The sequence below is a fragment of the Streptomyces sp. NPDC015125 genome, assembly GCF_043080045.1.
GTDB lineage: Bacteria > Actinomycetota > Actinomycetes > Streptomycetales > Streptomycetaceae > Streptomyces.
Genome location: NZ_JBIBVF010000010.1, coordinates 87,183 through 112,765 on the forward strand (window position 1 = coordinate 87,183; position 25,583 = coordinate 112,765).

Below are 25,583 nucleotides of genomic sequence, written 5' to 3' on the forward strand. Positions count from 1 at the left end.
GATGTCTGAGCTCATTATGACCCGGCACGCCGCCGCCGTCCGCCGCCGTCCGCCGCTGTCCCCCGCCGTCCGCTCCCGTCCGCCCCGTCCGCGGTGCTGTCCGTGGCCACGACGATGGGGCGGCCCCGTGGACCGCCCCATCGTCATGCGCCGTACGTCACCGTTGAGGCGCCGTCAGCTCCCCGCCGCCGCCCGCAGCGGCCCGGTGCCGCCGTCAGCCGGCCAGCATGTCCTTGACCTTGGCCCGCACGTCCTCCGTGTCCAGGCCACGGATCATCAGCGTGGTACGGCGCCGCAGCACATCGTCGACCGTCTCGGCCCACTCGTTGTCACGGGCGTAGGCGACCTGGGCCCAGATCTCCGGCGCATCGGGGTGGACGCGCTCGGCCAGTGCCGGGTTGTCGTTCGCCAGCCGGGCGATGTCGAAGGACAGCGAACCGTAGTGGGTGGCGAGGTGTCGCGCGGTCTCCGGGGCCATCCGCGGACCGGGCGTACCGCCGTCGACGAGCAGCCGGTGCGCGACCGCGTTCGGATTGGCGATACCGGGCAGCGGGAGCTTCTTCGGCAGCTGCGCGATCGGCTCCATGTCCTCGGCCAGCGGGTGGCCGGGCAGCGCGGCGAGCTTGTTCATGACCGTACGGCCGATGTGCCGGAAGGTCGTCCACTTGCCGCCGGCCACCGACAGCATGCCGCCGCTGCCCTCGGTCACGACCGTCTCGCGCTTGGCCTTGGAGGTGTCGCCGGGACCGCCGGGCAGCACCCGCAGACCCGCGAAGGAGTACGTGATCAGATCGCGCGACAGCTGCTGGTCGCGGACGGAGAAGGCCGCCTCGTCCAGGATCTGGGCGGTGTCCTTCTCGGTGACCGCGACATCCGCCGGGTCGCCCTCGAACTCCTCGTCCGTGGTGCCCAGCAGCAGCATGTCCTCCCAGGGGAGGGCGAAGGTGATGCGGTACTTGTCGATCGGGGTGGCCAGCGCGGCCTTCCACGGCGCGGTCCGCTTGAGGACCAGGTGCGCACCCTTCGACAGCCGGATGGAGGGGGCCGCGTTCGCGTCCTCCATCTTGCGCAGGTGGTCCACCCACGGGCCGGTGGCGTTGAGCACCAGGCGGGCGTTGACGCCGAACTCCGCGCCCTCCATGCGGTCCTTGAGCTCCGCACCGGTGACCCGGCCCTGGGTGAAGCGCAGGCCGGTGACCTCGGCGTGGTTGAGGACCGTGGCGCCGGCCTCGACCGCCGCACGGACGGTCATCAGGGCCATCCGGGAGTCGTTCATCTGGTCGTCGCCGTACACGGCCACGGCCTTGAGGTTGTCCGTCCGCAGCTCCGGCACGTCGCGCTGGGCCTTGGCCGGGGATATGACGTGACCGACGCCGTCGCCGAACGCGGACAGCGCCGAGTAGGCGAACACGCCCGCACCGAGCTTGGCCGCGCCGTGCGGGCCGCCCTTGTAGACGGGCAGGTAGAAGGTCAGGGGGTTGGCGAGGTGCGGTGCGACCTCGCGGGACACCGCACGCCGCTCGAAGTGGTTCTCCGCCACCAGCTTGACCGCGCCGGTCTGCAGGTAGCGCAGACCGCCGTGCAGCAGCTTGGAGGAGGCGGAGGAGGTGGCGCCGGCGAAGTCACCGGCGTCCACCAGGGCAACCCGCAGTCCGGCCTGGGCGGCGTGCCAGGCGGTGGAGATGCCCAGGATGCCGCCGCCGATCACCAGGAGGTCGTACGTCGCCTTGGAAAGCTGCTCCCGAGTCTCGGCGCGGCTCGCGTGCGAACCACTGGCCGGGTGCGTCCCGAGTGCCGGGACGCTCTGCAGGGTGCTCATTTTTACTCCTCGACAGTGCTGTCATCGAGCCAGCCCATGGAACGTTCCACAGCCTTGAGCCAGCTCTTGTACTCGCGGTCACGGGTGGCCGCATCCATCCGGGGGGTCCACTCGGCGGCCCGGCGCCAGTTGGCGCGCAGTTCGTCGGTGCTGGACCAGAAGCCGACGGCCAGTCCGGCCGCGTAGGCGGCGCCGAGGCAGGTCGTCTCGGCGACCATCGGGCGCACCACGGGCGCGTCCAGGAAGTCCGAGATGGTCTGCATCAGCAGGTTGTTGGAGGTCATTCCGCCGTCGACCTTGAGCGCGGTCAGCTCGACGCCGGAGTCCTTGGTCATGGCGTCGGTGATCTCGCGGGTCTGCCAGGCGGTGGCCTCGAGTACGGCGCGCGCGATGTGCGCCTTGGTGACGTAGCGGGTCAGGCCCGCGATGACACCGCGCGCGTCCGAGCGCCAGTAGGGGGCGAACAGGCCGGAGAAGGCCGGCACGAAGTACGCGCCGCCGTTGTCCTCGACCGTGCTGGCCAGGGTCTCGATCTCGGCCGCGCTGTTGATCAGGCCCATCTGGTCGCGCATCCACTGGACGAGCGAGCCGGTGACGGCGATGGAGCCTTCCAGGGCGTAGACCGGCTGCTGGTCGCCGATGCGGTAGCCGACCGTGGTCAGCAGTCCGTTGTAGGAGTTCACCGGCTCGTGGCCGGTGTTCATCAGCATGAAGGTGCCGGTGCCGTACGTGGACTTGGCCTCGCCCTGCTCGAAGCAGGTCTGGCCGAACAGCGCGGCCTGCTGGTCACCGAGCGCCGAGGCGACCGGGACACCGGCCAGCACACCGCTGGTGGTACGGCCGTAGACCTCGGCGGACGACTTGATCTCCGGCAGGACGGCCGCCGGGATCTCCATCGACGTCAGGATCTTCGGGTCCCACTCCAGGCGGTGGAGGTTCATCAGCATGGTGCGCGAGGCGTTGGTGACGTCGGTGACGTGCACGCCGCCGTCGACCCCGCCGGTCAGGTTCCAGATGACCCAGGAATCCATGGTGCCGAAGAGGATGTCGCCGCGCTCGGCGCGCTCGCGCAGGCCCTCGACGTTGTCGAGCAGCCAGCGGATCTTCGGGCCGGCGAAGTACGAGGCCAGCGGCAGGCCGGTCTCGCGGCGGAAGCGGTCCTGGCCGACGTTGCGGCCGAGCTCCTTGCAGAGCGCGTCGGTGCGGGTGTCCTGCCAGACGATGGCGTTGTGGACGGGCTCACCGGTGGTGCGGTCCCACAGGAGGGTGGTCTCGCGCTGGTTGGTGATACCGATCGCCTTGACGTCGGCGGCGGTGAGCCCGGCCTTGTGGACGGCGCTGTCGACGACCTGCTGGACGTTGTTCCAGATCTCGGTGGCGTCGTGCTCGACCCAGCCCGGCTTCGGGAAGATCTGCTCGTGTTCCTTCTGGTCGACCGAGACGATCCGGCCGTCCTTGTCGAAGACGATGCAGCGGCTGGACGTGGTGCCCTGGTCGATGGCCGCGATGAACGGGCCGTGCCCGTGGGAGGAAGCGCTGGTGGTGTCGCTCATGGTGTGCTCCAAGAAGTCTGTGCGGGCGGAGTCGGGGCGGTCAGGCGGCTCAGGCGAACGCCACCTGGTAGATGCCCCCGGCGATGGCTCCGCCGACGAGCGGGCCGACGACCGGAATCCAGGCGTAACCCCAGTCTGAACCGCCCTTGTTCTTCAGGGGCAGCAGCGCATGCACAATGCGCGGACCGAGGTCGCGGACCGGGTTGATCGCGTACCCGGTCGGACCGCCCAGCGACAGACCGATGCCGGTGACGACCAGCGCGACCAGCAGGGTGCCGATGACGCCGACGCCCTTTCCGTTGTCGCTCAGACCGAGCGTGAGGATCGCCAGCACGAGCACGACGGTGGCGATGATCTCGGTGGCCAGGTTCTGCACCGCGTTCCGGATCTCCGGGCCGGTGGAGAAGATGCCGAGGACCGGTCCGGCCGACGGCGCGGCCGACTGGTCGACCATGCCCTCCTCGCAGGTGTCGTCGGCCAGCACCTCGGGGTCACTCAGATGGGCCTGGAACTGCCCGTAGTAGGTGATCCACACCAGCACCGCGCCGATCATGGCGCCGAGCATCTCGCCGGCGAAGTAGACCGGCACCTGGCTCCACTCGATGCCGCCCTTGATGGCGAGACCGATGGTGACCGCAGGGTTGAGGTTGGCGCCGGACTTCGCGGCGATGTAGGCACCCGTGAGGACGGCGAAGCCCCACCCGAAGGCGATGGCGACCCATCCGGCGTTGAACGCCTTGGAGCGCTTGAAGGTGACGGCGGCGCAGACGCCACCGCCGAGCAAGATCAGAACAGCGGTACCGATGGTCTCGCTGATGAAGATGTCGGAGCTGGACACCCGCGACTCCTTTGTCCTTCGTCCAGGGGAAGGCGAACCCCGGGTCCCGTCCGGTGGTCCGCGCCCTCCTAGAGGGCGGTGGTCGGCCCGCGGCAATGCCCCACCATAGCGAATATTGCCGTTAGGTGTTCGACAATGCCGACCGACGAACGGCAGTTTTGTTCACCGGTAGAACCCCGTCAAGGGTTCCGTGGCGAAAAACTTAGGTGAACTTATGGGGTGAATCCGGTCAGAATCGCCCTGCGCCAAGATCCCGGGACACAGCGCGTGCGCAATCCCTCACAGCGGCGATGATTTCCGGCCGCAGATCACCCTCCTGACAGACCCGCTCGACCGCCCCCGTGACGCCCACCGCACCCACCGGCATCCGCCGCCGGTCATGGATCGGCGCGGCCACCGACGCCACGCCCTCCCAGGTCTCCTCCACGTCCGCGGCCCAGCCCCGCGCCCGGATCAGGTCCAGCAGCCGCTCGAAGTCCCCCAGGCCGGTCACCGTGTGCGGCGTGAACGCCGTCCGGTCCGCCTCGACGATCTCGCTGTGCGCCACCGGGTCGTACGCCGACAGCACCTTGCCCAGCGCCGTACTGTGCAGCGGGTGCATCGCGCCCACCTCCAGCACCTGCCGGCTGTCGTCCGGACGGAAGACGTGGTGGACGATCAGCACCCCCTGCTGGTGCAGGACGCCCAGGTAGACGGCCTCGCCGCTGGAGCGGGCCAGATCGTCGGTCCAGACGAGGGCCCGGGCGCGCAGCTCGTGCACGTCCAGATAGCTGTTGCCCAGCCGCAGCAGCTCCGCGCCCAGCTGGTAGCGGCCGGACGTGGCGTCCTGCTCGACGAAGCCCTCCTGCTGCAGCGTGCGCAGGATGCCGTGGGCGGTGCCCTTGGCCAGTCCCAGCGAGGAGGAGATGTCGGAGAGCCCCAGTCGCCGTTCCCCTCCTGCGAGCAGCCGCAGCATCGCTGCGGCGCGCTCCAGCGACTGGATGGTGCGTGCCATCGGGCAACCTCCGAAGTGAGCGGTTCGACAATGCTGAACGATATCGGTCCATGCCGACTGGGGTCAGCGTTCTGCAACCTTTTGCCGGGCGAACGGAGTCTGCCAACGATCAAGGGTGGTGCGCGCAGGGGGGTGGAAGGGGGGCGGAGCAGTGCTGTCCACGGCGTGGAACGGGGAACACGTGTACCGGACCGGCAGCTACGCTGGCCGGGTGCGCCCTCTGAAGGAGGGTGCAAAGCCGACAGCCGTCGCAACCACGGGAGCATCTCCATGGCCTCGAACACGCCAACGTCCGTCAACACGTCCCGCGTCACCTCCCTGCGTGAGGCGCTGGCCTCGCGGGTGGTGGTCGCCGACGGGGCGATGGGCACCATGCTGCAGGCGCAGGATCCGACCATGGAGGACTTCCAGCAGCTGGAGGGCTGCAACGAGATCCTCAATGTCACGCGGCCCGACATCGTGCGTTCGGTGCACGAGGAGTACTTCGCGGTCGGTGTCGACTGCGTGGAGACCAATACCTTCGGTGCGAATTTCGCGGCGCTCGCGGAGTACGACATTCCCGAGCGGGTCTTCGAGCTGTCCGAGTCCGGTGCCCGGATCGCCCGTGAGGTGGCCGACGAATTCACCGCCTCGACCGGTCAGCAGCGCTACGTCCTCGGCTCCATGGGGCCCGGCACCAAGCTGCCGACGCTGGGCCACGCCCCGTATGTCACGCTGCGTGACGCCTACCAGCAGAACGCCGAGGGCATGATCGCCGGCGGCGCGGACGCCCTGCTGGTGGAGACCACCCAGGACCTCCTGCAGACCAAGGCCGCCATCCTCGGCGCCCGCCGGGCGCTCAAGGCCACCGGCAGCAACCTGCCGGTGATCTGTTCGGTGACCGTGGAGACGACCGGCACCATGCTGCTGGGTTCGGAGATCGGTGCCGCGCTGACGGCGCTGGAGCCGCTGGGCATCGACATGATCGGCCTGAACTGCGCCACCGGTCCCGCCGAGATGAGCGAGCACCTGCGCTACCTGGCCCGGCACTCCCGTATCCCGCTGGCGTGCATGCCGAACGCGGGTCTGCCGGTGCTGGGCAAGAACGGGGCGCACTATCCGCTGACGGCCGAGGAGCTGGCCGACGCCCAGGAGACCTTCGTCGCCGAGTACGGCCTCTCCCTGGTCGGCGGCTGCTGCGGCACGACGCCCGAGCATCTGCGGCAGGTCGTCGAGCGGGTCCGCGGCACCGCCCCCACCGCCCGTGAGCCGCGCCCCGAGCCGGGCGCCGCCTCGCTGTACCAGACGGTGCCGTTCCGCCAGGACACCTCGTATCTGGCGATCGGCGAGCGGACGAACGCCAACGGGTCGAAGAAGTTCCGGGAGGCGATGCTGGAGGGCCGCTGGGACGACTGTGTGGAGCTGGCGCGCGACCAGATCCGTGAGGGCGCGCACATGCTCGACCTGTGCGTCGACTACGTGGGCCGGGACGGGGTGGCCGACATGGAGGAGCTGGCCGGCCGGTTCGCCACCGCCTCCACCCTGCCGATCGTGCTGGACTCCACCGAGCTGAACGTCATCCAGGCCGGACTGGAGAAGCTCGGCGGCCGTGCGGTGATCAACTCCGTCAACTACGAGGACGGGGACGGCCCGGAGTCGCGGTTCGCGAAGGTCACGGAGCTGGCGGCCGAGCACGGTGCGGCGCTGATCGCGCTGACCATCGACGAGGAGGGCCAGGCCCGCACCGTCGAGCACAAGGTCGCCATCGCCGAGCGCCTCATCGAGGACCTGACGGGCAACTGGGGCATCCACGAGTCGGACATCCTCATCGACTGCCTGACCTTCACCATCTGCACGGGCCAGGAGGAGTCCCGCAAGGACGGCATCGCCACCATCGAGGCGATCCGCGAGCTGAAGCGGCGTCACCCGGACGTCCAGACCACGCTCGGCCTGTCGAACATCTCCTTCGGTCTGAACCCGGCCGCGCGCATCGTCCTCAACTCCGTCTTCCTGGACGAGTGCGTCAAGGCCGGCCTGGACTCCGCGATCGTGCACGCGAGCAAGATCCTGCCGATCGCCCGGCTGGAGGAGGAGCAGGTCAAGGCCGCCCTCGACCTCGTCTACGACCGGCGCAGCGAGGGCTACGACCCGCTGCAGAAGCTGATGGAGCTGTTCGAGGGCGTCAACACCAAGTCGATGAAGGCCGGACGGGCCGAGGAACTCCTCGCCCTGCCGCTGGAGGAGCGCCTCAAGCGGCGCATCATCGACGGCGAGAAGAACGGCCTCGACACCGACCTGGAGGAGGCCCTCCAGGACCGTCCGGCCCTCGAAATCGTCAACGACACCCTGCTGGAGGGCATGAAGGTCGTCGGCGAGCTGTTCGGGTCGGGGCAGATGCAGCTGCCGTTCGTGCTGCAGTCCGCCGAGGTCATGAAGAGCGCGGTGGCCTACCTGGAGCCGCACATGGAGAAGTCGGACGACGAGGGCAAGGGCACCATCGTGCTGGCCACCGTCCGCGGCGACGTCCATGACATCGGCAAGAACCTCGTCGACATCATCCTGTCCAACAACGGCTACAACGTGGTCAACCTCGGCATCAAGCAGCCGGTCTCGGCGATCCTGGAAGCCGCCGAGGAACACCGCGCCGATGTCATCGGGATGTCCGGTCTCCTGGTCAAGTCCACGGTGATCATGAAGGAGAACCTGGAAGAGCTCAACCAGCGCAAGATGGCGGCCGACTTCCCCGTCATCCTCGGCGGCGCCGCCCTCACCCGCGCCTACGTCGAACAGGACCTCCACGAGATCTACGAGGGCGAGGTCCGCTACGCCCGCGACGCGTTCGAGGGCCTGCGGCTGATGGACGCCCTGATCGCCGTCAAGCGCGGCGTGCCCGGCGCCACCCTCCCCGAGCTCAAGCAGCGCCGGGTGCCCAAGCGGGACACGGCCGTGCTGGAGGTCGAGGAGCCCGAGGGCGCGGTGCGCTCCGACGTCGCCTTCGACAACCCGGTCCCCGAGCCGCCGTTCTGGGGCACCCGTGTCGTCAAGGGCATCCAGCTCGCCGACTATGCGTCCTGGCTGGACGAGGGCGCCCTCTTCAAGGGGCAGTGGGGCCTCAAGCAGGCCCGCACGGGCGACGGCCCGACGTATGAGGAGCTGGTGGAGACCGAGGGCCGCCCCCGGCTGCGCGGCTGGCTCGACAAGCTCCAGACCGAGAACCTGCTGGAAGCCGCCGTCGTGCACGGCTACTTCCCGTGTGTGTCCAAGGGCGAGGACCTGATCCTGCTGCACGAGGACGGCACCGAGCGCACCCGCTTCACCTTCCCCCGCCAGCGCCGCGGCCGGCGCCTGTGTCTGGCCGACTACTTCCGCCCCGAGGAGACCGGCGAGAGGGATGTCGTCGGCCTCCAGGTCGTCACCGTCGGCTCCAGGATCGGCGGCGCCACCGCCGAACTCTTCGAGGCCAACTCCTACCGCGACTACCTCGAACTCCACGGCCTGTCCGTCCAGTTGGCCGAGGCCCTCGCCGAGTACTGGCACGCCCGGGTCCGCGCCGAGCTGGGCTTCGCGGGCGAGGACCCGGCCGATGTCGAGGACATGTTCGCGCTCAAGTACCGCGGCGCGCGCTTCTCGCTGGGCTACGGCGCCTGCCCCGATCTGGAGGACCGCGCCAAGATCGCCGACCTGCTGCAGCCGGAGCGGATCGGCGTCGAGCTCTCCGAGGAGTTCCAGCTGCACCCCGAGCAGTCCACCGACGCCATCGTCATCCACCACCCGGAGGCGAAGTACTTCAACGCGCGGTAGCGGGGCGAGCCCGGGCGAACCGGGTGCGCCCCCGGGGCGGCCCGGGCACGACTCCGGGGCGGCCCGGGAGCGCCACGGGCAGCGCCGTGACGCTCGGTAATTCCGCGTGAGCGGGTCAGGGCCGCCCCAGAATCCCTCCGGGACGGCCCTGACCTCCGTCACCACGCATTTCCGCCCGTACCGTCGTACACTTATCGGTCCGGTAGTGGCCGGTCGTTTCCCCAGCCGGGGATGGCGACCGGCCCTTTCGTCCCTTCGGGGACGTCGCAACGGAGGTGGATGGATGACCAGCAGCATCCCCGCAGTCGGCACCCGAACGGCCGAAGCCGCGACCCTCCAAGCCGTATTCCTCGATCTGGACGGCACGCTCGTCGACACCGAGGGATTCTGGTGGGAGGCGGAGGCGGAAGTCTTTGCCGAGCTCGGCCACATCCTCGACGACACCCACCGCGAGGTCGTGGTCGGCGGCCCGATGACCCGCAGCGCCGGGTATCTGATTCAGGCCACCGGCGTCGACATCAGCCTGACCGAGCTCAGCGTGCTGCTCAATGCCGCCTTCCTGGCCCGGATCGGGCGCGGCGTCCCCCTGATGCCGGGCGCCCGCAGACTGCTGGCCGAGCTGGCCGCCCACGAGGTGCCGACCGCTCTGGTCTCCGCCTCGCACCGCGCCATCGTCGACCAGATGCTGCATTCCCTGGGCCCGGAGAACTTCCGGCTGACCCTGGCGGGCGACGACCTGGAGCGCACCAAACCGCACCCGGACCCGTACCTGACGGCCGCCGCGCGCCTGGGGGCCGACCCGGCGTGCTGTGCGGTCATCGAGGACACGCTGACCGGTGTGACCGCAGGTGAGGCGGCGGGCTGCCCGGTCGTCGCGGTGCCCTCGGTGACCCGGATCCCGCCGGCCGCGGGCCGCACGGTCGTGCCCTCGCTCGAAGAAGTCGATCTCCCATTTCTCCGTACGCTCATCACGGAAAGCCGGGGAGCTGTGCACTGAGCGTGTCCCGGAGAATGCCGCCGAGAACCGAGGGGAGCGGCCCGCTCATTTTCCGTGACGAATGCGATGACCGAATTCCGGCCTCGCCACGGTTCCTTGAACGCGTGACCTTTCTCACGTGCCGGGCCGTCGACAGTGGAACCCATGGGTGTTCCAGAGGGGGCGCCGGGGGGTTTGGGCGGGGGTAAGTGTCCGGATTGGTGGAGCAACGCGCGAATCGTTCCACCGTCCGGATATCGATCACCCACCTGTCGTTATCCGGAGCCCATATCGAATCAACTCCTTTGTGTCTGAGAGTGGCTGGCCGTTCCTACTAATGTCGACGCGAGCAACACCTCTGCGCTGATAAGGAACCTGCCGACGATGAATCGCAAGACCCTGGTGCTGCCGGCGCTGGCCGGTCTCCTCGCCCCCGTTCTCGCAGCCTGTGGCAGCACGGACGGCGCGGGCGAAGGCGGCGATCCGATCGTCGTGGGCGTCCCCACCGTGATCGAGGCGACCAAGGCGGCGCCCGCGCCGCTCGACCCGGCGCAGGCCTACGACGTCGATGCGTGGAACATGCTGCGCGGCACCCTCCAGACGCTGATGCGGCTGCCCAGGACCGGCACCGCGCCGGTACCCGAGGCCGCCGAGTCCTGCGGGTTCCGCGACACCCAGAACGAGCAGTACCGCTGCACCCTGCGCAGCGGTCTGAAGTTCTCCAACGGGCACGCCCTGACGGCACAGGACGTCAAGTTCTCCTTCGACCGCATGCGGACCATCAACAACACCAACGGTCCGGTCGCGCTGCTCGACGACATCGACAAGGTCGAGACGCCCAACGACAAGGAGGTGGTCTTCCACCTCCGCAAGCCGGACGCCACCTTCCCGCAGAAGCTCGCCACCCCCGCCGCGGCCATCGTCGACAGCGAGGTGTACCCCAAGGGCCGCCTCTACAGCGGCTTCGACGTGGTCGGCTCCGGCCCGTACACGGTGAAGACGGAGCACAAGAACAACCGCATCACCAAGGCCACCTTCACCAAGAACCCCAGCTACAAGGGCGGGGTGAACGTGAAGAACGACAAGGTCGAGATGCGCTTCTTCGCCGACTCCAAGGCCACGGAGCAGTCGCTGCGCAAGGGCGATGTCGACCTGATGTACCGCGGGTTGTCGCCCGACCAGATCAGGGGCCTGGAGAACTCCCAGGACAAGCACATCATGATCCAGGAGATGCCGGGGCAGGAGATCCGCTACCTCGCCTTCAACACCAAGGACCCGGCCGTCTCCAACAAGGCCGTGCGGAAGGCGATGGCGCAGATCGTCAACCGCTCGGAGCTGGTGCGCGACGTCTACTCCTACACCGGTGACCCCCTCTACTCGATGGTTCCCACCGGTCTCACCGGTCACATCAACTCGTTCTTCACCAAGTACGGGAACCCCAGTGTGACCGCGGCCCGTAAGACGCTGCAGCAGGCGAACATCACCACCCCGGTGAAGTTCACCCTCACGTACACCACGAACCACTACGGCTCCAGCACCGCCAAGGAAGTGCGTGCGCTGCAGAGCCAGCTCAACAGCACCAAGCTGTTCGACATCAGCGTCAAGGGCGTCGACAGCTGGCAGCAGTTCCGGACCGACTCCCTGCACGGCAAATACAGCGTCTACAACATGGGCTGGTTCGCCGACATCCCGGACGCGGACAACTACATCGCGCCGTTCATCGGCAAGCAGAACTTCCTCGGTTCCCCGTACCGCAACACCAAGATCGAGTCGCAGCTGATCCCGGACAGCCGGCAGCAGACCGACCGCAACGCCGCCGGCGCCAACTTCAAGCAGGCGCAGGACCTCATCGCCGACGACGTACCGCTCCTCCCGCTGTGGCAGGGCAAGCAGTACGTGGTCGCCCGCGACGACGTCACCGGCATCGAGTGGGCCCTCAACTCCTCCTCGTCGCTGCAGATCTGGGAGCTCAGCCGCGGCGTCGCCGACTGAGCCCGCGGACCCGACCGATGCAGCACACCCCCGCCGCGGTCTCCCCGCCGCGGCCCGACAGGCACCACCCAGAACGTGAGGACCGTTTAGTGAGGAAGCGTGACCAGTGGCTGGCCGCCCCGATCGGAGCGGGGCTGGCCACAGCCCTGCTCGCGGTCGCCGGGTGCGGCACGGACGACTCGGGGGCGGCCGGTACCGGCGAGCCCGTGGTCATGGGAATGACGGACAAGGTCCAGTCCACCGACCCGGCATCCGGCTACGAGCCGGGATCATGGCTGTTGTTCAACAACGTCTTCCAGTCCCTGCTGAGTTTCCCCAAGGGAGGCACCACCCCCGAGCCGGAGGCCGCCGAACGGTGCGGCTTCACCGGCGGCGACAGCAAGGTCTACCGCTGCACCCTCAAGGACGGCCTCAAGTTCAGCAATGGTGACGCGCTGACCTCCAAGGACGTCAAGTACTCCTTCGACCGCACCCGGCGCATCAACGACACCAACGGCCCCGCCGTGATGTTCTCCGCGCTCGACAAGGTCGAGGCGCCGGACGCCAAAACCGTGATTTTCCGGCTGAAGGCGCCCGATGCGACCTTCCCGATGAAGATAGCCTCGGGCGCCGGCTCGATCGTCGACCACGCCGACTACCCCGCCGACCGGTTGCGCACCGACGGCAAGGCCACCGGCTCCGGGGTCTACACCCTCAAGGAGTACAGCCCCCAGAAGGCCGTCTTCGGCGTCAACGGCTCGTACAAGGGCTCCGCCAAGGTCAAGAACTCCGGGATGACCGTGAAGTTCTTCAACCGCCCCGACAAGCTCAAGACGGCCGTCGAGAAGGGCGATGTCGATGTCGCCTACCGCGGCCTGTCCATGAAGGACATTGCGGCACTCGACAACGCCTCGCTGAAGCAGCAGCACGGCACCCAGGTCGTCGAGGGCGCCAGCGCCGAGGTCATGCACCTGGTCTTCAACCTCAAGGACCCGGTCGCCGGCAAGCTGGGCGTCCGCAAGGCGATCGCCTACCTCCTGGACCGCTCGACCCTGGTCCGGGACGTCTACCAGCGCACCGCGGTGCCGCTGTACTCGATCGTCCCGGCCGGCATCACCGGCCACAGCACCTCCTTCTTCAACACCTACGGCGACAGCCCGAAGCCCGCCAAGGCGAAGGACGCGCTGCGCTCCGCCGGCCTCAACGGCAAGGTGCCGCTCACCCTGTGGGCCACCCCCGACCGCTTCGGCCCCGGCACCGTCCCGGCCTTCGAGGAAATCGCCCAACAGCTGAACGGCAGCGGCCTGTTCGACGCCAAGGTGCGCACCCTGCCCACCAAGGAGTACGCGCAGGGCGTGGCCTCCGGCCGGTTCGGCGTCTACGTCAAGGGCTGGATCCCCGACTATCCGGACCCCGACAACTTCACCGCGCCGTTCTTCGGCAAGGACAGCGTGGTGGCCAACCACTACAGTTCGCCCACCATCACCGGACACCTGCTGCCCAAGACGGCCGACCAGCCGGACCGGGGCGCCACCAAGTCCGAATTCCGGGAGCTGCAGGACATCGTCGCGCAGGACGTGCCGATGATCCCGCTCTGGCAGGGCAAGCAGTACGCGGTGGCCCGTGAAGGGGTCTCCGGCCTGGAATGGACCCTGGACCCCTCGACCGTCTTCCGGTTCTGGGAGATCAGCAAGTCGGCCGAGGCCTGACCGCACCTGTCACACGACGGCGGGGCCGGCCCGGGAAATCTCCCCGGGCCGGCCCCGCCGCCGTCCGTCTGCCGGGCCGTCAGGCCCCGCCGGCTACTGGGCGCCGGGGCGGACCAGCCCGCTCTCGTACGCGTACACCGCCGCCTGCACCCGGTCGCGCAGCCCCAGCTTCGTCAGCACATGACCCACATGCGTCTTCACCGTCGTCTCGCTCACGAACAGATCCGCGGCGATCTCCGCATTCGACAACCCGCGCGCCACCAGCTTCAGCACCTCCACCTCGCGTTCGGTGAGGGTGTGCAGCGTGTCCGGCACCGGCTCCTCGCCCGACGGCAGATGCCCGGCGTACTTGTCCAGCAGCCGGCGCGTGATGCTCGGCGCGAGCATCGCCTCGCCCCCCGCCACCACCCGGATCGCCTGCACCAGCTCATTGGCCGGCGCGTCCTTGAGCAGGAAGCCGCTCGCCCCCGCCCGCAGCGCCTCGACGACATACTCGTCCAGATCGAACGTCGTCAGCACCAGCACCTTCGCCGGGCCGTCCTTCGCCGGCCCGGTGATCTGCCGGGTCGCCTCGACGCCGTCCATCCGGGGCATCCGGATGTCCATCAGCACCACATCGGGCTGCAGCGCCCGCACCTGCTCCAGCGCCTGTAGACCGTCACCGGCCTCCCCGACGACCGCAAGATCCTGCTCCGCCTCCAGAATCATCCGGAATCCCGTACGCAGCAGGGGCTGGTCGTCGACCAGCAGGACGCGGATGGCCACGAGCTCTCCTTTGACAGGCCTGTCCGGGCGATCGGCGCCTGGTACAGGCAACTGCGCTAGATTTCCCCCATTCTGCCCTGCGGCACCCCGCCGCCCTCCGGCGGGCGGACCTGGAGCGGATACACCGGGGGAGTGCCGCCGAATTCCGGACAGTGGGCCTGGTGGTCGCACCAGCCGCACAGCTTCGTCGGCCGCGGCCGCCAGTCGCCGGTCGCGGTCGCCAGCCGGATCGCCTCCCACAGCGCCAGCAACTTCCGCTCCACCCCCCGCAGATCGGCCTCGCCCGGGTCGTACGTCACCACATCGCCGCTGCCCAGATAGACCAGCTGCAGCCGCCGCGGCACCACACCGCGCAGCCGCCACATCACCAGCGCATAGAACTTCATCTGGAACAGCGCGCCCTCGGCGAACTGCGGCCGCGGCGCCTTGCCGGTCTTGTAGTCGACGATCCGCACCTCACCCGTCGGCGCGACATCCACCCGGTCGATGAACCCCCGCAGCTGCAGCCCCGAATCCAGCACCGTCTCGACATAGAGCTCACGGTCCGCCGGCTCCAGCCGCGTCGGATCCTCCAGCGAGAACCACCGCTCCACCAGCGCCTCGGCCTGGGCCAGCCACTGCGCCAGCCGCTCACCCTCCACGTCGTCCGCGAAAAGCTCCGCCAGCTCCGGCCGCTTGGCCAGCAGCTTCTCCCACTCGCCCGGGACCATCGCCCGTGCCCCGACGGCCGTACGCTCCGCCGCCGGCGCGTCGAAGAGCCGCTCCAGCACCGCATGCACGACCGTGCCGCGCGTCGCCGCCGCGCTCGGCTTCTCGGGCAGTCGGTCGATCACCCGGAAGCGGTACAGCAGCGGACACTGCATGAAATCGCTCGCCCGCGACGGCGACAGCGCCACCGGCGGCCGCTGCTGCTCTCCGCCGCCCCGCGCCCCCGCAGCCTCCATGCCCCGCCCGGCTTCCCCGCCCTGTGCGCCCGCCTCGGCCTGCTCCGTGCTCCATCCCATGCCACAAAACCCTACGGCCCGCCACTGACAGGCGCGGACGGGTCACCGGCGCAGGGGCCCCGCAGCGGATCGGGCCAGGGCACTCCGCATACCATCGACCTTGGACCCCTGCACCCTGCATGATCGAGATATCAGGCCTAGCAGGGGCGAATGCCGTATTCGATGAGGGGACGCCGTGGACGAGAGCGGGAAGTCGCAGGACCCCGAGGAGTCCGTGCGGCCCCAGCCGCCCGAGCCGCCCGAGCACAACAACGGGCCCAAGGCACCCCCGCCGGGCAAGAGGAAGCCCAGCGGTGGCGGCATCCTGATGGGCCGTCCCTTCGGCGTGCCCGTCTACGTCGCGCCCAGCTGGTTCCTCGTCGCCGCCCTGATCACCTGGGTCTTCGGTGGCCAGCTGGAGCGCGTACTGCCCGAGCTCGGCGCCGCCCGCTATCTCGTCTCGCTGTTCTTCGCGGTCGCCTTCTACGCCTCGGTGCTCGTCCACGAGCTGGCCCACACCGTTGCCGCGCTCCGCTTCAAGCTCCCCGTACGGCGCATCCAGCTGCAGTTCTTCGGCGGAGTCTCGGAGATCGAGAAGGAGACCGAGACCCCCGGCAGGGAGTTCATCCTCGCCTTCGTCGGCCCGCTGCTCTCCCTCGTCCTCGCCGGGGTCTTCTACGCCGGAGTGCAGCTGGTCGAACCGGGCACCGTCCCCGGCGTGCTGCTCGCCGGCCTGATGATCTCCAACCTCATCGTGGCGATCTTCAACCTGCTGCCCGGGCTTCCCCTCGACGGCGGCCGGATGCTCCGCGCCATCGTCTGGAAGATCACCGGCAAGCCCATGAGCGGCACCATCGCCGCCGCCTGGGTCGGCCGCGCGCTCGCCGTCACCGTCCTCATCGGCCTGCCGCTGCTCACCCACACCGGCGCCCTCGGCACCGCCCGCCCCGAGATCGGCGGCGCCGACTCGCTCACCGACGCCCTGCTCGCCGCGATCCTCGCCGCGATCATCTGGACCGGCGCCGGCAACAGCCTGCGCATGGCCCGGCTACGGGAACGGCTCCCCGACCTCACCGCCCGCACCCTGACCCGGCGCGCCGTCCCCGTCGAGGCCGACACCCCGCTCTCCGAGGCACTCCGCCGCGCCAACGACGCCGGCGCCCGCGCCCTGGTCGTCGTCGACCGCCAGGGCACCCCCACCGCCGTCGTCCGCGAGGCCGCCATCATCGGCGTCCCCGACCACCGCCGCCCCTGGGTCGCCGTCGGCACCCTCGCCCAAGACCTCAAGGACGGTATGCGGGTCTCCGCCGAACTCGCCGGCGAGGACCTTCTGGAGTACCTGCGCGCCACCCCCGCCACCGAATACCTCGTCATCGAGGAGACCGGCGAGATCTACGGCGTACTGTCCACCGCCGACGTCGAGCGGGCCTTCGTCTCCGCCATGGCCCGCAAGGCCTGACCCCGCGCCGGCCGTCCCCCGGCCGTCTCCCGGCCGCCCACTGGTCCGCGGCGTCCCGACGGGCCGGTAGGCTGGTCACATGTCCGAACCGACCGGTGCCGCCCGCCGTCGCGGGCCCTTCAAGGTCGGGGACCAGGTCCAGCTCACCGATCCCAAGGGACGCCACTACACCTTCACGCTCGAAGAGGGAAAAAGCTTCCACACCCACAAGGGAGCTTTCCCCCACGACGAGCTGATCGGTGCTCCCGAGGGCAGCGTTGTCCGTACCACCGGGAACGTCGCCTACCTCGCGCTGCGCCCGCTGCTCCCCGACTATGTCCTGTCCATGCCCCGCGGCGCCGCCGTGGTCTACCCCAAGGACGCGGGGCAGATCCTGGCGATGGCCGACATCTTCCCCGGCGCCCGCGTCGTCGAGGCCGGTGTGGGCTCCGGCTCGCTCAGCAGCTTCCTGCTGCGCGCCATCGGCGACGACGGCATGCTGCACTCCTACGAGCGCCGTGCCGACTTCGCCGAGATCGCCACCCAGAACGTCGAGCGCTACTTCGGCGGTCCGCACCCGGCGTGGACGCTCACCGTCGGTGACCTGCAGGACAACCTCTCCGACACCGACGTCGACCGCGTCATCCTCGACATGCTCGCCCCCTGGGAGTGCCTGGAGGCCGTCTCCAAGGCCCTGGTCCCCGGCGGCATCCTCTGCGCCTACGTCGCGACGACGACGCAGATGGCCCGCACGGTCGAGGCGATCCGCGAACACGGCACCTTCAACGAGCCCTCGGCCTGGGAAACCATGGTCCGCACCTGGCACGTCGAAGGCCTCGCCGTCCGCCCCGACCACCGCATGATCGGCCACACCGGCTTCCTGCTGACCGCCCGCCGGCTCGCCGACGGCGTCGAGCCCCCGCTGCGCCGCCGCCGCCCCGCCAAGGGCGCCTACGGCGAGGACTACACAGGACCGGGCAAGGACCAGGCAGCCGCCTCCCAAGGCGGCTCCGCCGAGCGCGGCTGACCGCCCGGATCCGGCCACCGAACCACCAGGCGCCGCCGACGAGTTCCCGACCGGGAACCGCCGGCGGCGCTCCTTCGTTTCCCCCACCGGATCTGCACGGAAAACTCCGGCCCGGCCGGTTCCTTGGCGCACCCTCCTGTGGAACGATGCTGGGCACTCCCACCGGTACAGCACTTCACAGGAGTTACCCCGCGTGCAGCCCATGGCAGGCCAGGACCTTTTGCACACCCAGCCGCGCCCCATGCACTGGCTCGCCACCGCCACCGCCATCTCGGCGGTCGTGGCGGCCGCGTCCTTCGTCCAGCCCCCCGACGCCAAGGCCACGACCTCCCCCGTTGCCGCGGCGGGACCCCGCCCCGCCGCCGCCCCCGACCCGGGCAAGGTGACCTTTCCGGTCGACTGCGGCCCCAACCGCCTCGACGTGGTGAAGAAGGCCTCCGGCGACCTCGACGGCGACGGGACGACCGAGACCGTCGCCGTGGTCCGCTGCCACAGCCAGACCGGCACCCCGCCCAGCGGCGTCTACGTCCTCGCGCAGCCGTCCGACCCCAAGGCCGCACCCCGGATCGTGGCGACACTCCTCGACCCCGCCCGCCGCCGCACCGTCCAAACCCTCACGGTCGAGAACGGCGCGATCTCAGCGGCCCTGCTGGGCTACTCCACGCTCGACGTCCCGCGCTGCTGCCCCGATGTGCACCGGAGCGTCAAGTGGCAGTGGAAGGGCGGGAAGTTCGTCCAGAGCGAACTCCCCGCGGCCATGAGCACCGAGCGTCTGTGATCTGTCACATCATGTGTCCGGCCGACGCGGTCCGCGCCGCGCCGGCTACTCCGCGTCCGGTCCGTAGACCTCGACCAGGTCCTTGACACGGCGGACGTGGATGCAGTCCCCGGGGCACTCCTTCGCGGAGTCCCGGACGTCATCGAGCAGCTTCAGCGGGACGGGGGTTGTGGCCCCCTTGTCCTGCAGCAGCTCGTCCTCGGTGCTCTTCACATAGGCCAGCCCGTCGATGTCGAGCTCGAAGACCTCCGGCGCGTACTGCGCACAGATGCCGTCCCCGGTGCACAGATCCTGGTCGATCCACACTTCCAGCTCTGGGGCTTCGTCCTGCGCGGTCATCTCGCCTGCCGTTCCTGCGTACGTGAACCGTTTTTGTCTAAGTGGCGCCAGCCCTGACGGGTGTTGACCGACTCGACCATACAACCGCTCGCTTTCCGATGTTGTTGGGTGGGTATTCCCTTGGCGTGAGGACGTGCGCAAGGGTGAAGATCGGACACGCCCCGACAGTCTTTTCGATCTAGGGGTTTCAACCTGCACCGGCCCAGGTAGGGTCAGGAAGCGTCCAGCTCCTTGGAGGAGGTGAGGACCGTGGCAGCCCACGACGACGACATCAACCGCGGCATCCGGCCGGGGCGGGGGTCTGAAGATCCCGCCGGCCAGGTTGCCTATCTTGAGCAGGAGATCGCCGTCCTGCGACGCAAGCTCGCCGACTCTCCGCGTCACACGAGGATTCTCGAAGAGCGGATCGTCGAGCTGCAGACCAACCTGGCCGGCGTCTCGGCGCAGAACGAGCGTCTCGCCAATACTCTCCGCGAGGCCCGCGACCAGATCGTCGCGCTCAAGGAGGAGGTCGACCGGCTCGCACAGCCGCCGGCCGGTTTCGGTGTCTTCCTGCAGGCGAACGAGGACGACACGGTCGACATTTTCACCGGAGGCAGAAAGCTCCGGGTGAATGTCAGCCCCAGTGTGGAGACCGGGGACCTCAGGCGTGGCCAGGAGGTCATGCTCAATGAAGCGCTCAACGTGGTCGAGGCCATGGAGTTCGAGAGCGCCGGCGACATCGTCACCCTCAAGGAGATCCTCGAGGACGGCGAGCGCGCCCTGGTGATCGGGCACACCGACGAGGAACGGGTGGTCAGGCTCGCCGAGCCGCTGCTGGACATCACCATCCGCCCCGGCGACGCCCTGCTCCTCGAGCCCCGTTCCGGCTACGTCTACGAGGTCATCCCGAAGAGCGAGGTCGAGGAGCTCGTCCTCGAAGAGGTCCCGGACATCGACTACACCAAGATCGGCGGTCTGGGCGGCCAGATCGAACTGATCCGGGACGCGGTCGAGCTTCCGTACCTCTACCCCGACCTCTTCAAGGAGCACGAACTCCGCCCGCCCAAGGGTGTCTTGCTCTACGGCCCGCCGGGCTGCGGCAAGACGCTCATCGCCAAGGCGGTCGCCAACTCCCTTGCCAAAAAGGTCGCCGAGGTGACCGGGCAACCCGCGGGGAAGAGCTTCTTCCTCAACATCAAGGGTCCCGAGCTGCTCAACAAATACGTCGGTGAGACGGAGCGGCACATCCGGCTGGTCTTCCAGCGGGCCAGGGAAAAGGCGAGCGAGGGCACCCCCGTCATCGTCTTCTTCGACGAGATGGACTCCCTCTTCCGTACCCGGGGGTCCGGTGTCAGCTCGGACGTGGAGAACACCATCGTCCCGCAGCTGCTCTCCGAGATCGACGGCGTCGAGGGCCTCGAAAACGTGATCGTGATCGGTGCCTCGAACCGCGAGGACATGATCGACCCCGCGATCCTGCGTCCCGGCCGTCTCGACGTGAAGATCAAGATCGAGCGTCCGGACGCCGAGGCCGCCAAGGACATCTTCTCGAAGTACCTCACCGAAAGGCTCCCGCTGCACTCCGACGATCTCGCCGAACACGGCGACTCGCGGAAGGCCGCAGTAAGCGGAATGATTCAATCCGTCGTCGAGCAGATGTACGCGGAATCCGAGGAAAATCGCTTCCTGGAGGTCACCTACGCCAATGGTGACAAGGAAGTCCTCTATTTCAAGGACTTCAACTCCGGTGCGATGATCGAAAACATCGTAGGACGCGCAAAGAAGATGGCCATCAAGGCCTTCCTCGAACACAACCAGAAGGGCCTTCGCGTCTCCCACCTCCTCCAGGCATGCGTGGACGAGTTCAAGGAGAACGAGGACCTGCCCAACACCACCAACCCGGACGACTGGGCCCGGATCTCCGGAAAGAAGGGCGAGCGGATCGTCTACATCCGTACGCTCGTCACCGGAAAGCAGGGCGCGGACACCGGTCGCTCCATCGATACGGTGGCGAATACCGGCCAATACCTGTAACACCGCTCTCCGGCTGCGGATGTCCTGCACGGGGCGTCCGCAGCCGGACGCTTTTCCGGGGGCGCCAGAACCGCGCCCCATAAGGGCGCGGTGGACCAGGGAAAACCGGACTGGAGCAATGACTGTAATGATCTCCCCAGCGCCGCAAAGGCGTTCTAGGCTCTTCGGTACCGCTGCGTCACACTGTGCGGGTGCGGGGCACGCGCACGGACCGGAGGCACCGCGGTACTTGAGCGCCGACCCCATCCGGGGGCGCCGCCGGGCAAGGAGGGCCGCATGACCGTACGGCGAGTAATGGGAATCGAGACGGAGTACGGGATCTCCGTCCCGGGTCACCCGAACGCCAATGCCATGCTCACCTCGTCCCAGGTCGTCAACGCCTACGCGGCCGCGATGCACCGGGCACGCCGTGCCCGCTGGGATTTCGAGGAGGAGAACCCGCTGCGGGACGCCCGCGGCTTCGACCTCTCGCGTGAAAATGCGGACGCCAGCCAGCTCACGGACGAGGACATCGGCCTGGCGAACGTGATCCTCACCAATGGCGCCAGGCTGTACGTCGACCATGCCCACCCCGAATACAGCGCCCCCGAGGTCACCAACCCGCGTGACGCCGTGCTGTGGGACAAGGCCGGCGAGCGGATCATGGCCGAGGCCGCCGAACGGGCCGCCCAGGTCCCCGGCGCCCAGCCCATCCACCTCTACAAGAACAACACCGACAACAAGGGCGCCTCCTACGGGACGCACGAGAACTACCTGATGAAGCGGGAGACCCCCTTCTCGGACATCGTGCGGCACCTGACGCCGTTCTTCGTCTCTCGCCAGGTGGTCACCGGCGCCGGCCGGGTCGGAATCGGTCAGGACGGCCATGACCACGGATTCCAGCTCAGCCAGCGCGCCGACTACTTCGAGGTGGAGGTCGGGCTGGAGACGACGCTCAAACGGCCCATCATCAACACCCGCGACGAACCGCACGCGGACGCGGAGAAGTACCGCCGGCTCCATGTGATCATCGGGGACGCGAACCTCTCCGAGATCTCGACGTATCTGAAGCTGGGCACCACCTCCCTGGTGCTCTCGATGATCGAGGACGGCTTCATCGCCGTCGATCTGGCCGTGGACCAGCCGGTCCGCACCCTCCACCAGGTCTCGCACGACCCCTCCCTGCAGCATCTGATCACGCTCCGCAGTGGCCGCACGCTCACCGGTGTACAGCTCCAGATGGAGTACTTCGAGCTGGCCCGCAAATACGTCGAGGACCGCTACGGCGCGGATGCGGACGAGCAGACCAAGGACGTCCTGACCCGGTGGGAGGACGTGCTCGGCCGGCTGGAGAACGACCCGATGAGCCTGTCCGGCGAGCTGGACTGGGTCGCCAAGCGGGAGCTGATGGAGGGCTACCGGCGCCGCGACGGCCTGGAGTGGGACGCGGCGCGACTGCACCTCATCGACCTGCAGTACGCCGACGTGCGGCCCGACAAGGGCTTGTACAACCGTCTGGCGGCCCGCGGGAAGATGAAACGGCTCCTGGACGAGCCGCAGGTCGAGCGGGCCGAGCAGAAGCCTCCAGAGGACACCAGGGCCTACTTCCGCGGCCGCTGCCTGGAGCAGTACGCGGACGATGTCGCGGCCGCCTCATGGGATTCGGTCATCTTCGATCTGCCCGGACGTGACTCCCTGCAACGGGTTCCCACGCTGGAGCCACTGCGGGGGACCCGGAAGCATGTCAAGGAGCTTCTTGACCGCTGCCGTACCGCGGAGGAGCTGGTGAGGACGCTGTCCGGCCGCTGAGCTTCGGCAGGTGCACGACAGAATTCATCAAGATCCACAGCCGATCCGCGGCTGAAATCGTCGCGGTGCGGGAATCAATGAGGTGACTCCCGGGCGTTGCAGCAACTGCAGGGCCGATGTCGGACCCTGCTTGTAGGGTCGGATCTTGAAGGGTCACATCGAGCGGGGCGAACCGAGCGGGGTGAGGGACATGGCGACCAAGGACAGCGGCGGCGGACAGGCGAAGGCCACGCGTTCCACGGAAGAGGTCGAGGAGCAGACAGAGGACGCGCAGGCCTCGGAAGACCTCAAGGAACGCCAGGAGAAGTTGTCGGACGACGTGGACTCGGTGCTGGACGAGATTGACGATGTCCTCGAGGAGAACGCAGAGGATTTTGTGCGCTCCTTCGTACAAAAGGGCGGACAATAGGCCTAGTTGCCTTAGAATCGAAGACTTGTGGGTGGCGGGGGCTTCGAGTGTCAGAAGACCAACGTGCGAAGCGCTGTCCGCGGTGCAAGGAGGGCAGGCCGCGGACGGCCTTCGCAGGGAATAAGGCGATGCGTGATGGGCTGCAGGCCTACCGCCGGGGTTGCGCGTCGGCTTACCACCAGGCTCGTCAGGTGGCCAAGGGGCGCAACGTTCGGCCGCGAGTGGAGGTACCGGCGGGCCACAAGCACTGCCGCACGTACGGCAGTGAACAAACCGCACAGTGAGTGGACGCGGAATCGGAGCGCTTCGGACGGTTTGGCGACACTCTGCACGTCGTGCACGTCGATGAAGGGGCGCGCAGGCCACCTGAAGCGCCACTACGGCATGAGCGAAGCTGAGCGCGACGCGCTCATCAAGGAGCAGCGCTGGATGTGCCGGATCTGCCTGGATGCCGACCCCGTGCAGGTGGATCACGATCACGAGACGGGTAGGGTCCGAGGCGTACTGTGCTTCAGTTGCAGTGCAGCCTTGGGTCAATTCAAGGATCGGCCGGACGTATTGAGGCGGGCGGCCGAGTATCCGGAAGGAAACGTGTGGAAGCCAATATTCAAAGCACCGGGCGTCTACCAGCTGCCTTCCTGACGCCTGGATCCTCGTCCTTCATGGATTTCCTCGGCGAGCACTCGCCCGCACTGCTGCCGGGCAACCGCCCGTTGCCGCCGGTGCAGGGTGTCATCGAGGCGCCGCACGGCACGACGATCGTTGCCGCGGCGTTCCCCGGAGGCGCGGTGCTCGCCGGTGACCGGCGGGCGACAATGGGCAATGTCATCGCGCAGCGTGATATCGAGAAGGTTTTCCCGGCCGACGAGTATTCGGCGGTCGGCATCGCGGGCACGGCCGGTCTCGCGGTGGAGATGGTCAAGCTCTTCCAGCTGGAGCTGGAGCACTTCGAGAAGGTCGAGGGTGCCCAACTCTCCCTGGAGGGCAAGGCGAATCGTCTGTCGACGATGATTCGCAGCAATCTGGGGATGGCCATGCAGGGCCTGGCCGTGGTGCCGTTGTTCGCCGGCTATGACCTCGACCGCGAGAAGGGCCGTATCTTCTCGTACGACGTGACCGGCGGGCGCTCGGAGGAGCACGGCTTCGCGGCGACGGGTTCCGGCTCGGTCTTTGCGCGCAGTGCGCTGAAGAAGCTCTTCCGGGAAGATTTCACGGCGGATCAGGCAGCCACCGCCGTCGTCCAGGCGCTTTACGACGCGGCCGATGACGACTCGGCGACCGGCGGGCCCGATATGGGGCGGAGGATCTACCCCATCGTCACGGTGATCACCGAGGACGGCTTCAAGAGGCTCACCGAGGACGAGGTCTCGGAGATCGCCCGTGCCGTGCACGAGCGCCGCCTCGAACAGCCCGACGGCCCGCGCGCCGCGCTGCTCTGACGGGACGGATGTTCCGCAATGCTCCCCCAGCTACCGAGAGAGCTTTTGACAGGAAGGGACGGATAGCCGGTGTCGACGCCGTTCTATGTCTCACCCCAGCAAGCCATGGCCGATCGCGCCGAGTACGCCCGCAAGGGCATCGCGCGTGGTCGCAGTGTCGTGGTGCTGCAGTACACCGACGGCGTGGTCTTCGTCGCCGAGAATCCCTCCCGCGCCCTGCACAAGGTAAGCGAGATCTATGACCGGATCGCCTTTGCGGCGGTCGGTAAGTACAACGAGTTCGAGAACCTGCGGATCGGCGGTGTGCGCTACGCCGATCTGCGGGGCTACACCTACGACCGTGGGGATGTGACCGCGCGGGGCCTGGCGAATGTCTATGCCCAGACGCTCGGCACGATTTTCTCCAGCGCCGCCGAGAAGCCCTATGAGGTCGAGCTGATCGTCGCCGAGGTCGGCGCGGCCCCCGAGGACGACCAGATCTACCGGCTTCCGCACGACGGCTCGATCGTCGACGAGCACGGCTCGGTGGCGGTCGGCGGCAATGCGGACCAGATCAGCAGCTATCTCGACCAGCGCCACCGCGACGGTATGACGCTGGCCGAGGCGCTCACGCTGGCCGTGGAGTCGCTGTCGCGGGACAACAACGGCGGCGAACGCCGGCTGACCGCCGAGCAGCTGGAGGTTGCGACGCTGGACCGTACGCGTCCGCAGCAGCGCAAGTTCCAGCGGATCCTGGGGCGGCAGCTGTCCCGGCTGCTGGACGAGAGCGGCGGGGCGGACGCCGACGAGGCGGCGGACGCGGATGCGGGCGCCGGTGCCGGGGAGTCCGGGACCACCGCCGGGGGAACCGGCGACAAGGGCTCGAAGGGCAAGGGAAGCAAGGGCAGCAACGGTAAGGGAGCGTCGGGCGAGGAGGGCTCCGAAGGGGAGCCCCTGCTCTGACGTCAGGCTGCGGGGCGTG

The 25,583-nt window shown here is 68.5% G+C and carries 20 protein-coding genes; 13 read left to right on the forward strand and 7 right to left on the reverse strand.

Translation table 11 applies throughout. From position 1 onward, the window contains the following. Window positions 1–214: 214 nt before the first annotated feature. The 4 genes from ACF088_RS21955 to ACF088_RS21970 all read right to left on the reverse strand — a co-directional run bounded on the left by ACF088_RS21955 (window position 215) and on the right by ACF088_RS21970 (window position 5,204). The gene (locus ACF088_RS21955) at window positions 215–1,819 is read right to left on the reverse strand and encodes an FAD-dependent oxidoreductase (RefSeq protein ID WP_392377460.1); all 1,605 of its coding nucleotides are present in this window, start codon (window positions 1,817–1,819) and stop codon (window positions 215–217) included. A 2-nt stretch (window positions 1,820–1,821) separates the two neighbouring features. Then, window positions 1,822–3,372 (reverse strand): glycerol kinase GlpK, encoded by a 1,551-nt coding sequence (glpK, locus tag ACF088_RS21960; protein WP_392377461.1) that lies wholly within the window; start codon window positions 3,370–3,372, stop codon window positions 1,822–1,824. A 49-nt stretch (window positions 3,373–3,421) separates the two neighbouring features. Then, window positions 3,422–4,210, reverse strand: coding sequence for an MIP/aquaporin family protein (locus tag ACF088_RS21965; protein WP_392377462.1), 789 nt, complete (start codon window positions 4,208–4,210; stop codon window positions 3,422–3,424). Between the two features lie 229 nt (window positions 4,211–4,439). Continuing rightward, the gene (locus ACF088_RS21970; RefSeq protein ID WP_129297205.1) at window positions 4,440–5,204 is read right to left on the reverse strand and encodes an IclR family transcriptional regulator; all 765 of its coding nucleotides are present in this window, start codon (window positions 5,202–5,204) and stop codon (window positions 4,440–4,442) included. A 270-nt stretch (window positions 5,205–5,474) separates the two neighbouring features. Here ACF088_RS21970 and metH point away from each other — a divergent pair, with 270 nt between their 5' ends. The 4 genes from metH (at window position 5,475) to ACF088_RS21990 (ending at window position 13,640) form a co-directional block, all read left to right on the forward strand. Next, window positions 5,475–8,984 (forward strand): methionine synthase, encoded by a 3,510-nt coding sequence (metH, locus tag ACF088_RS21975; protein ID WP_392377463.1) that lies wholly within the window; start codon window positions 5,475–5,477, stop codon window positions 8,982–8,984. A 283-nt stretch (window positions 8,985–9,267) separates the two neighbouring features. Continuing rightward, window positions 9,268–9,981, forward strand: coding sequence for an HAD family hydrolase (locus ACF088_RS21980; RefSeq protein WP_392377464.1), 714 nt, complete (start codon window positions 9,268–9,270; stop codon window positions 9,979–9,981). Window positions 9,982–10,344: 363 nt separating this feature from the next. Next, on the forward strand, window positions 10,345–11,952 hold the full coding sequence (locus ACF088_RS21985; RefSeq protein WP_392377465.1) for an ABC transporter substrate-binding protein: 1,608 nt from the start codon (window positions 10,345–10,347) through the stop codon (window positions 11,950–11,952). Window positions 11,953–12,041: 89 nt separating this feature from the next. Continuing rightward, window positions 12,042–13,640 (forward strand): ABC transporter substrate-binding protein, encoded by a 1,599-nt coding sequence (locus ACF088_RS21990; protein WP_392377466.1) that lies wholly within the window; start codon window positions 12,042–12,044, stop codon window positions 13,638–13,640. A gap of 93 nt (window positions 13,641–13,733) precedes the next feature. Here ACF088_RS21990 and ACF088_RS21995 read toward each other — a convergent pair whose 3' ends face one another. Both ACF088_RS21995 and ACF088_RS22000 read right to left on the reverse strand, forming a co-directional pair. Beyond that, a complete protein-coding gene (locus ACF088_RS21995; RefSeq protein WP_020929992.1) occupies window positions 13,734–14,405 on the reverse strand; it encodes a response regulator transcription factor in 672 nt (223 codons plus the stop codon). A 56-nt stretch (window positions 14,406–14,461) separates the two neighbouring features. Next, the gene (locus tag ACF088_RS22000) at window positions 14,462–15,409 is read right to left on the reverse strand and encodes a RecB family exonuclease (RefSeq protein ID WP_392377467.1); all 948 of its coding nucleotides are present in this window, start codon (window positions 15,407–15,409) and stop codon (window positions 14,462–14,464) included. A 175-nt stretch (window positions 15,410–15,584) separates the two neighbouring features. Between ACF088_RS22000 and ACF088_RS22005 the strand changes: the two genes are divergently transcribed. The 3 genes from ACF088_RS22005 to ACF088_RS22015 all read left to right on the forward strand — a co-directional run bounded on the left by ACF088_RS22005 (window position 15,585) and on the right by ACF088_RS22015 (window position 18,631). Further along, window positions 15,585–16,847 carry a site-2 protease family protein gene (locus ACF088_RS22005; protein WP_392377468.1) on the forward strand — a complete coding sequence of 421 codons (1,263 nt, stop codon included), beginning with the start codon at window positions 15,585–15,587 and terminating at the stop codon, window positions 16,845–16,847. Window positions 16,848–16,926: 79 nt separating this feature from the next. Beyond that, the gene (locus tag ACF088_RS22010) at window positions 16,927–17,853 is read left to right on the forward strand and encodes a tRNA (adenine-N1)-methyltransferase (protein WP_392377469.1); all 927 of its coding nucleotides are present in this window, start codon (window positions 16,927–16,929) and stop codon (window positions 17,851–17,853) included. A gap of 202 nt (window positions 17,854–18,055) precedes the next feature. Beyond that, window positions 18,056–18,631 (forward strand): hypothetical protein, encoded by a 576-nt coding sequence (locus ACF088_RS22015; protein WP_392377604.1) that lies wholly within the window; start codon window positions 18,056–18,058, stop codon window positions 18,629–18,631. Window positions 18,632–18,676: 45 nt separating this feature from the next. On the opposite strand, the gene ACF088_RS22020 is transcribed toward ACF088_RS22015, so the two are convergent. Continuing rightward, window positions 18,677–18,970 (reverse strand): ferredoxin, encoded by a 294-nt coding sequence (locus tag ACF088_RS22020; RefSeq protein WP_088796882.1) that lies wholly within the window; start codon window positions 18,968–18,970, stop codon window positions 18,677–18,679. Window positions 18,971–19,219: 249 nt separating this feature from the next. On the opposite strand from ACF088_RS22020, the gene arc reads away from it, so the two are divergent. The 6 genes from arc (at window position 19,220) to prcA (ending at window position 25,564) form a co-directional block, all read left to right on the forward strand. Beyond that, complete coding sequence (arc, locus tag ACF088_RS22025; RefSeq protein ID WP_392377470.1) at window positions 19,220–20,986, forward strand: proteasome ATPase; 1,767 nt, start codon at window positions 19,220–19,222, stop codon at window positions 20,984–20,986. Window positions 20,987–21,262: 276 nt separating this feature from the next. Next, on the forward strand, window positions 21,263–22,774 hold the full coding sequence (gene dop / locus ACF088_RS22030; protein ID WP_392377471.1) for a depupylase/deamidase Dop: 1,512 nt from the start codon (window positions 21,263–21,265) through the stop codon (window positions 22,772–22,774). A 190-nt stretch (window positions 22,775–22,964) separates the two neighbouring features. Beyond that, entirely contained in the window at window positions 22,965–23,183 is a 219-nt protein-coding gene (locus ACF088_RS22035) for a ubiquitin-like protein Pup (RefSeq protein ID WP_088796879.1), read from the forward strand. Window positions 23,184–23,528: 345 nt separating this feature from the next. After that, window positions 23,529–23,825, forward strand: coding sequence for an endonuclease VII domain-containing protein (locus ACF088_RS22040; protein ID WP_392377472.1), 297 nt, complete (start codon window positions 23,529–23,531; stop codon window positions 23,823–23,825). Continuing rightward, window positions 23,777–24,622, forward strand: a complete 846-nt coding sequence (prcB, locus tag ACF088_RS22045) for a proteasome subunit beta (protein WP_392377473.1) — start codon at window positions 23,777–23,779, stop codon at window positions 24,620–24,622. The genes ACF088_RS22040 and prcB overlap by 49 nt, the downstream gene beginning before the upstream one ends. A gap of 69 nt (window positions 24,623–24,691) precedes the next feature. Further along, window positions 24,692–25,564 carry a proteasome subunit alpha gene (gene prcA, locus ACF088_RS22050; protein ID WP_392377474.1) on the forward strand — a complete coding sequence of 291 codons (873 nt, stop codon included), beginning with the start codon at window positions 24,692–24,694 and terminating at the stop codon, window positions 25,562–25,564. The last annotated feature ends 19 nt before the right edge of the window (window positions 25,565–25,583 follow it).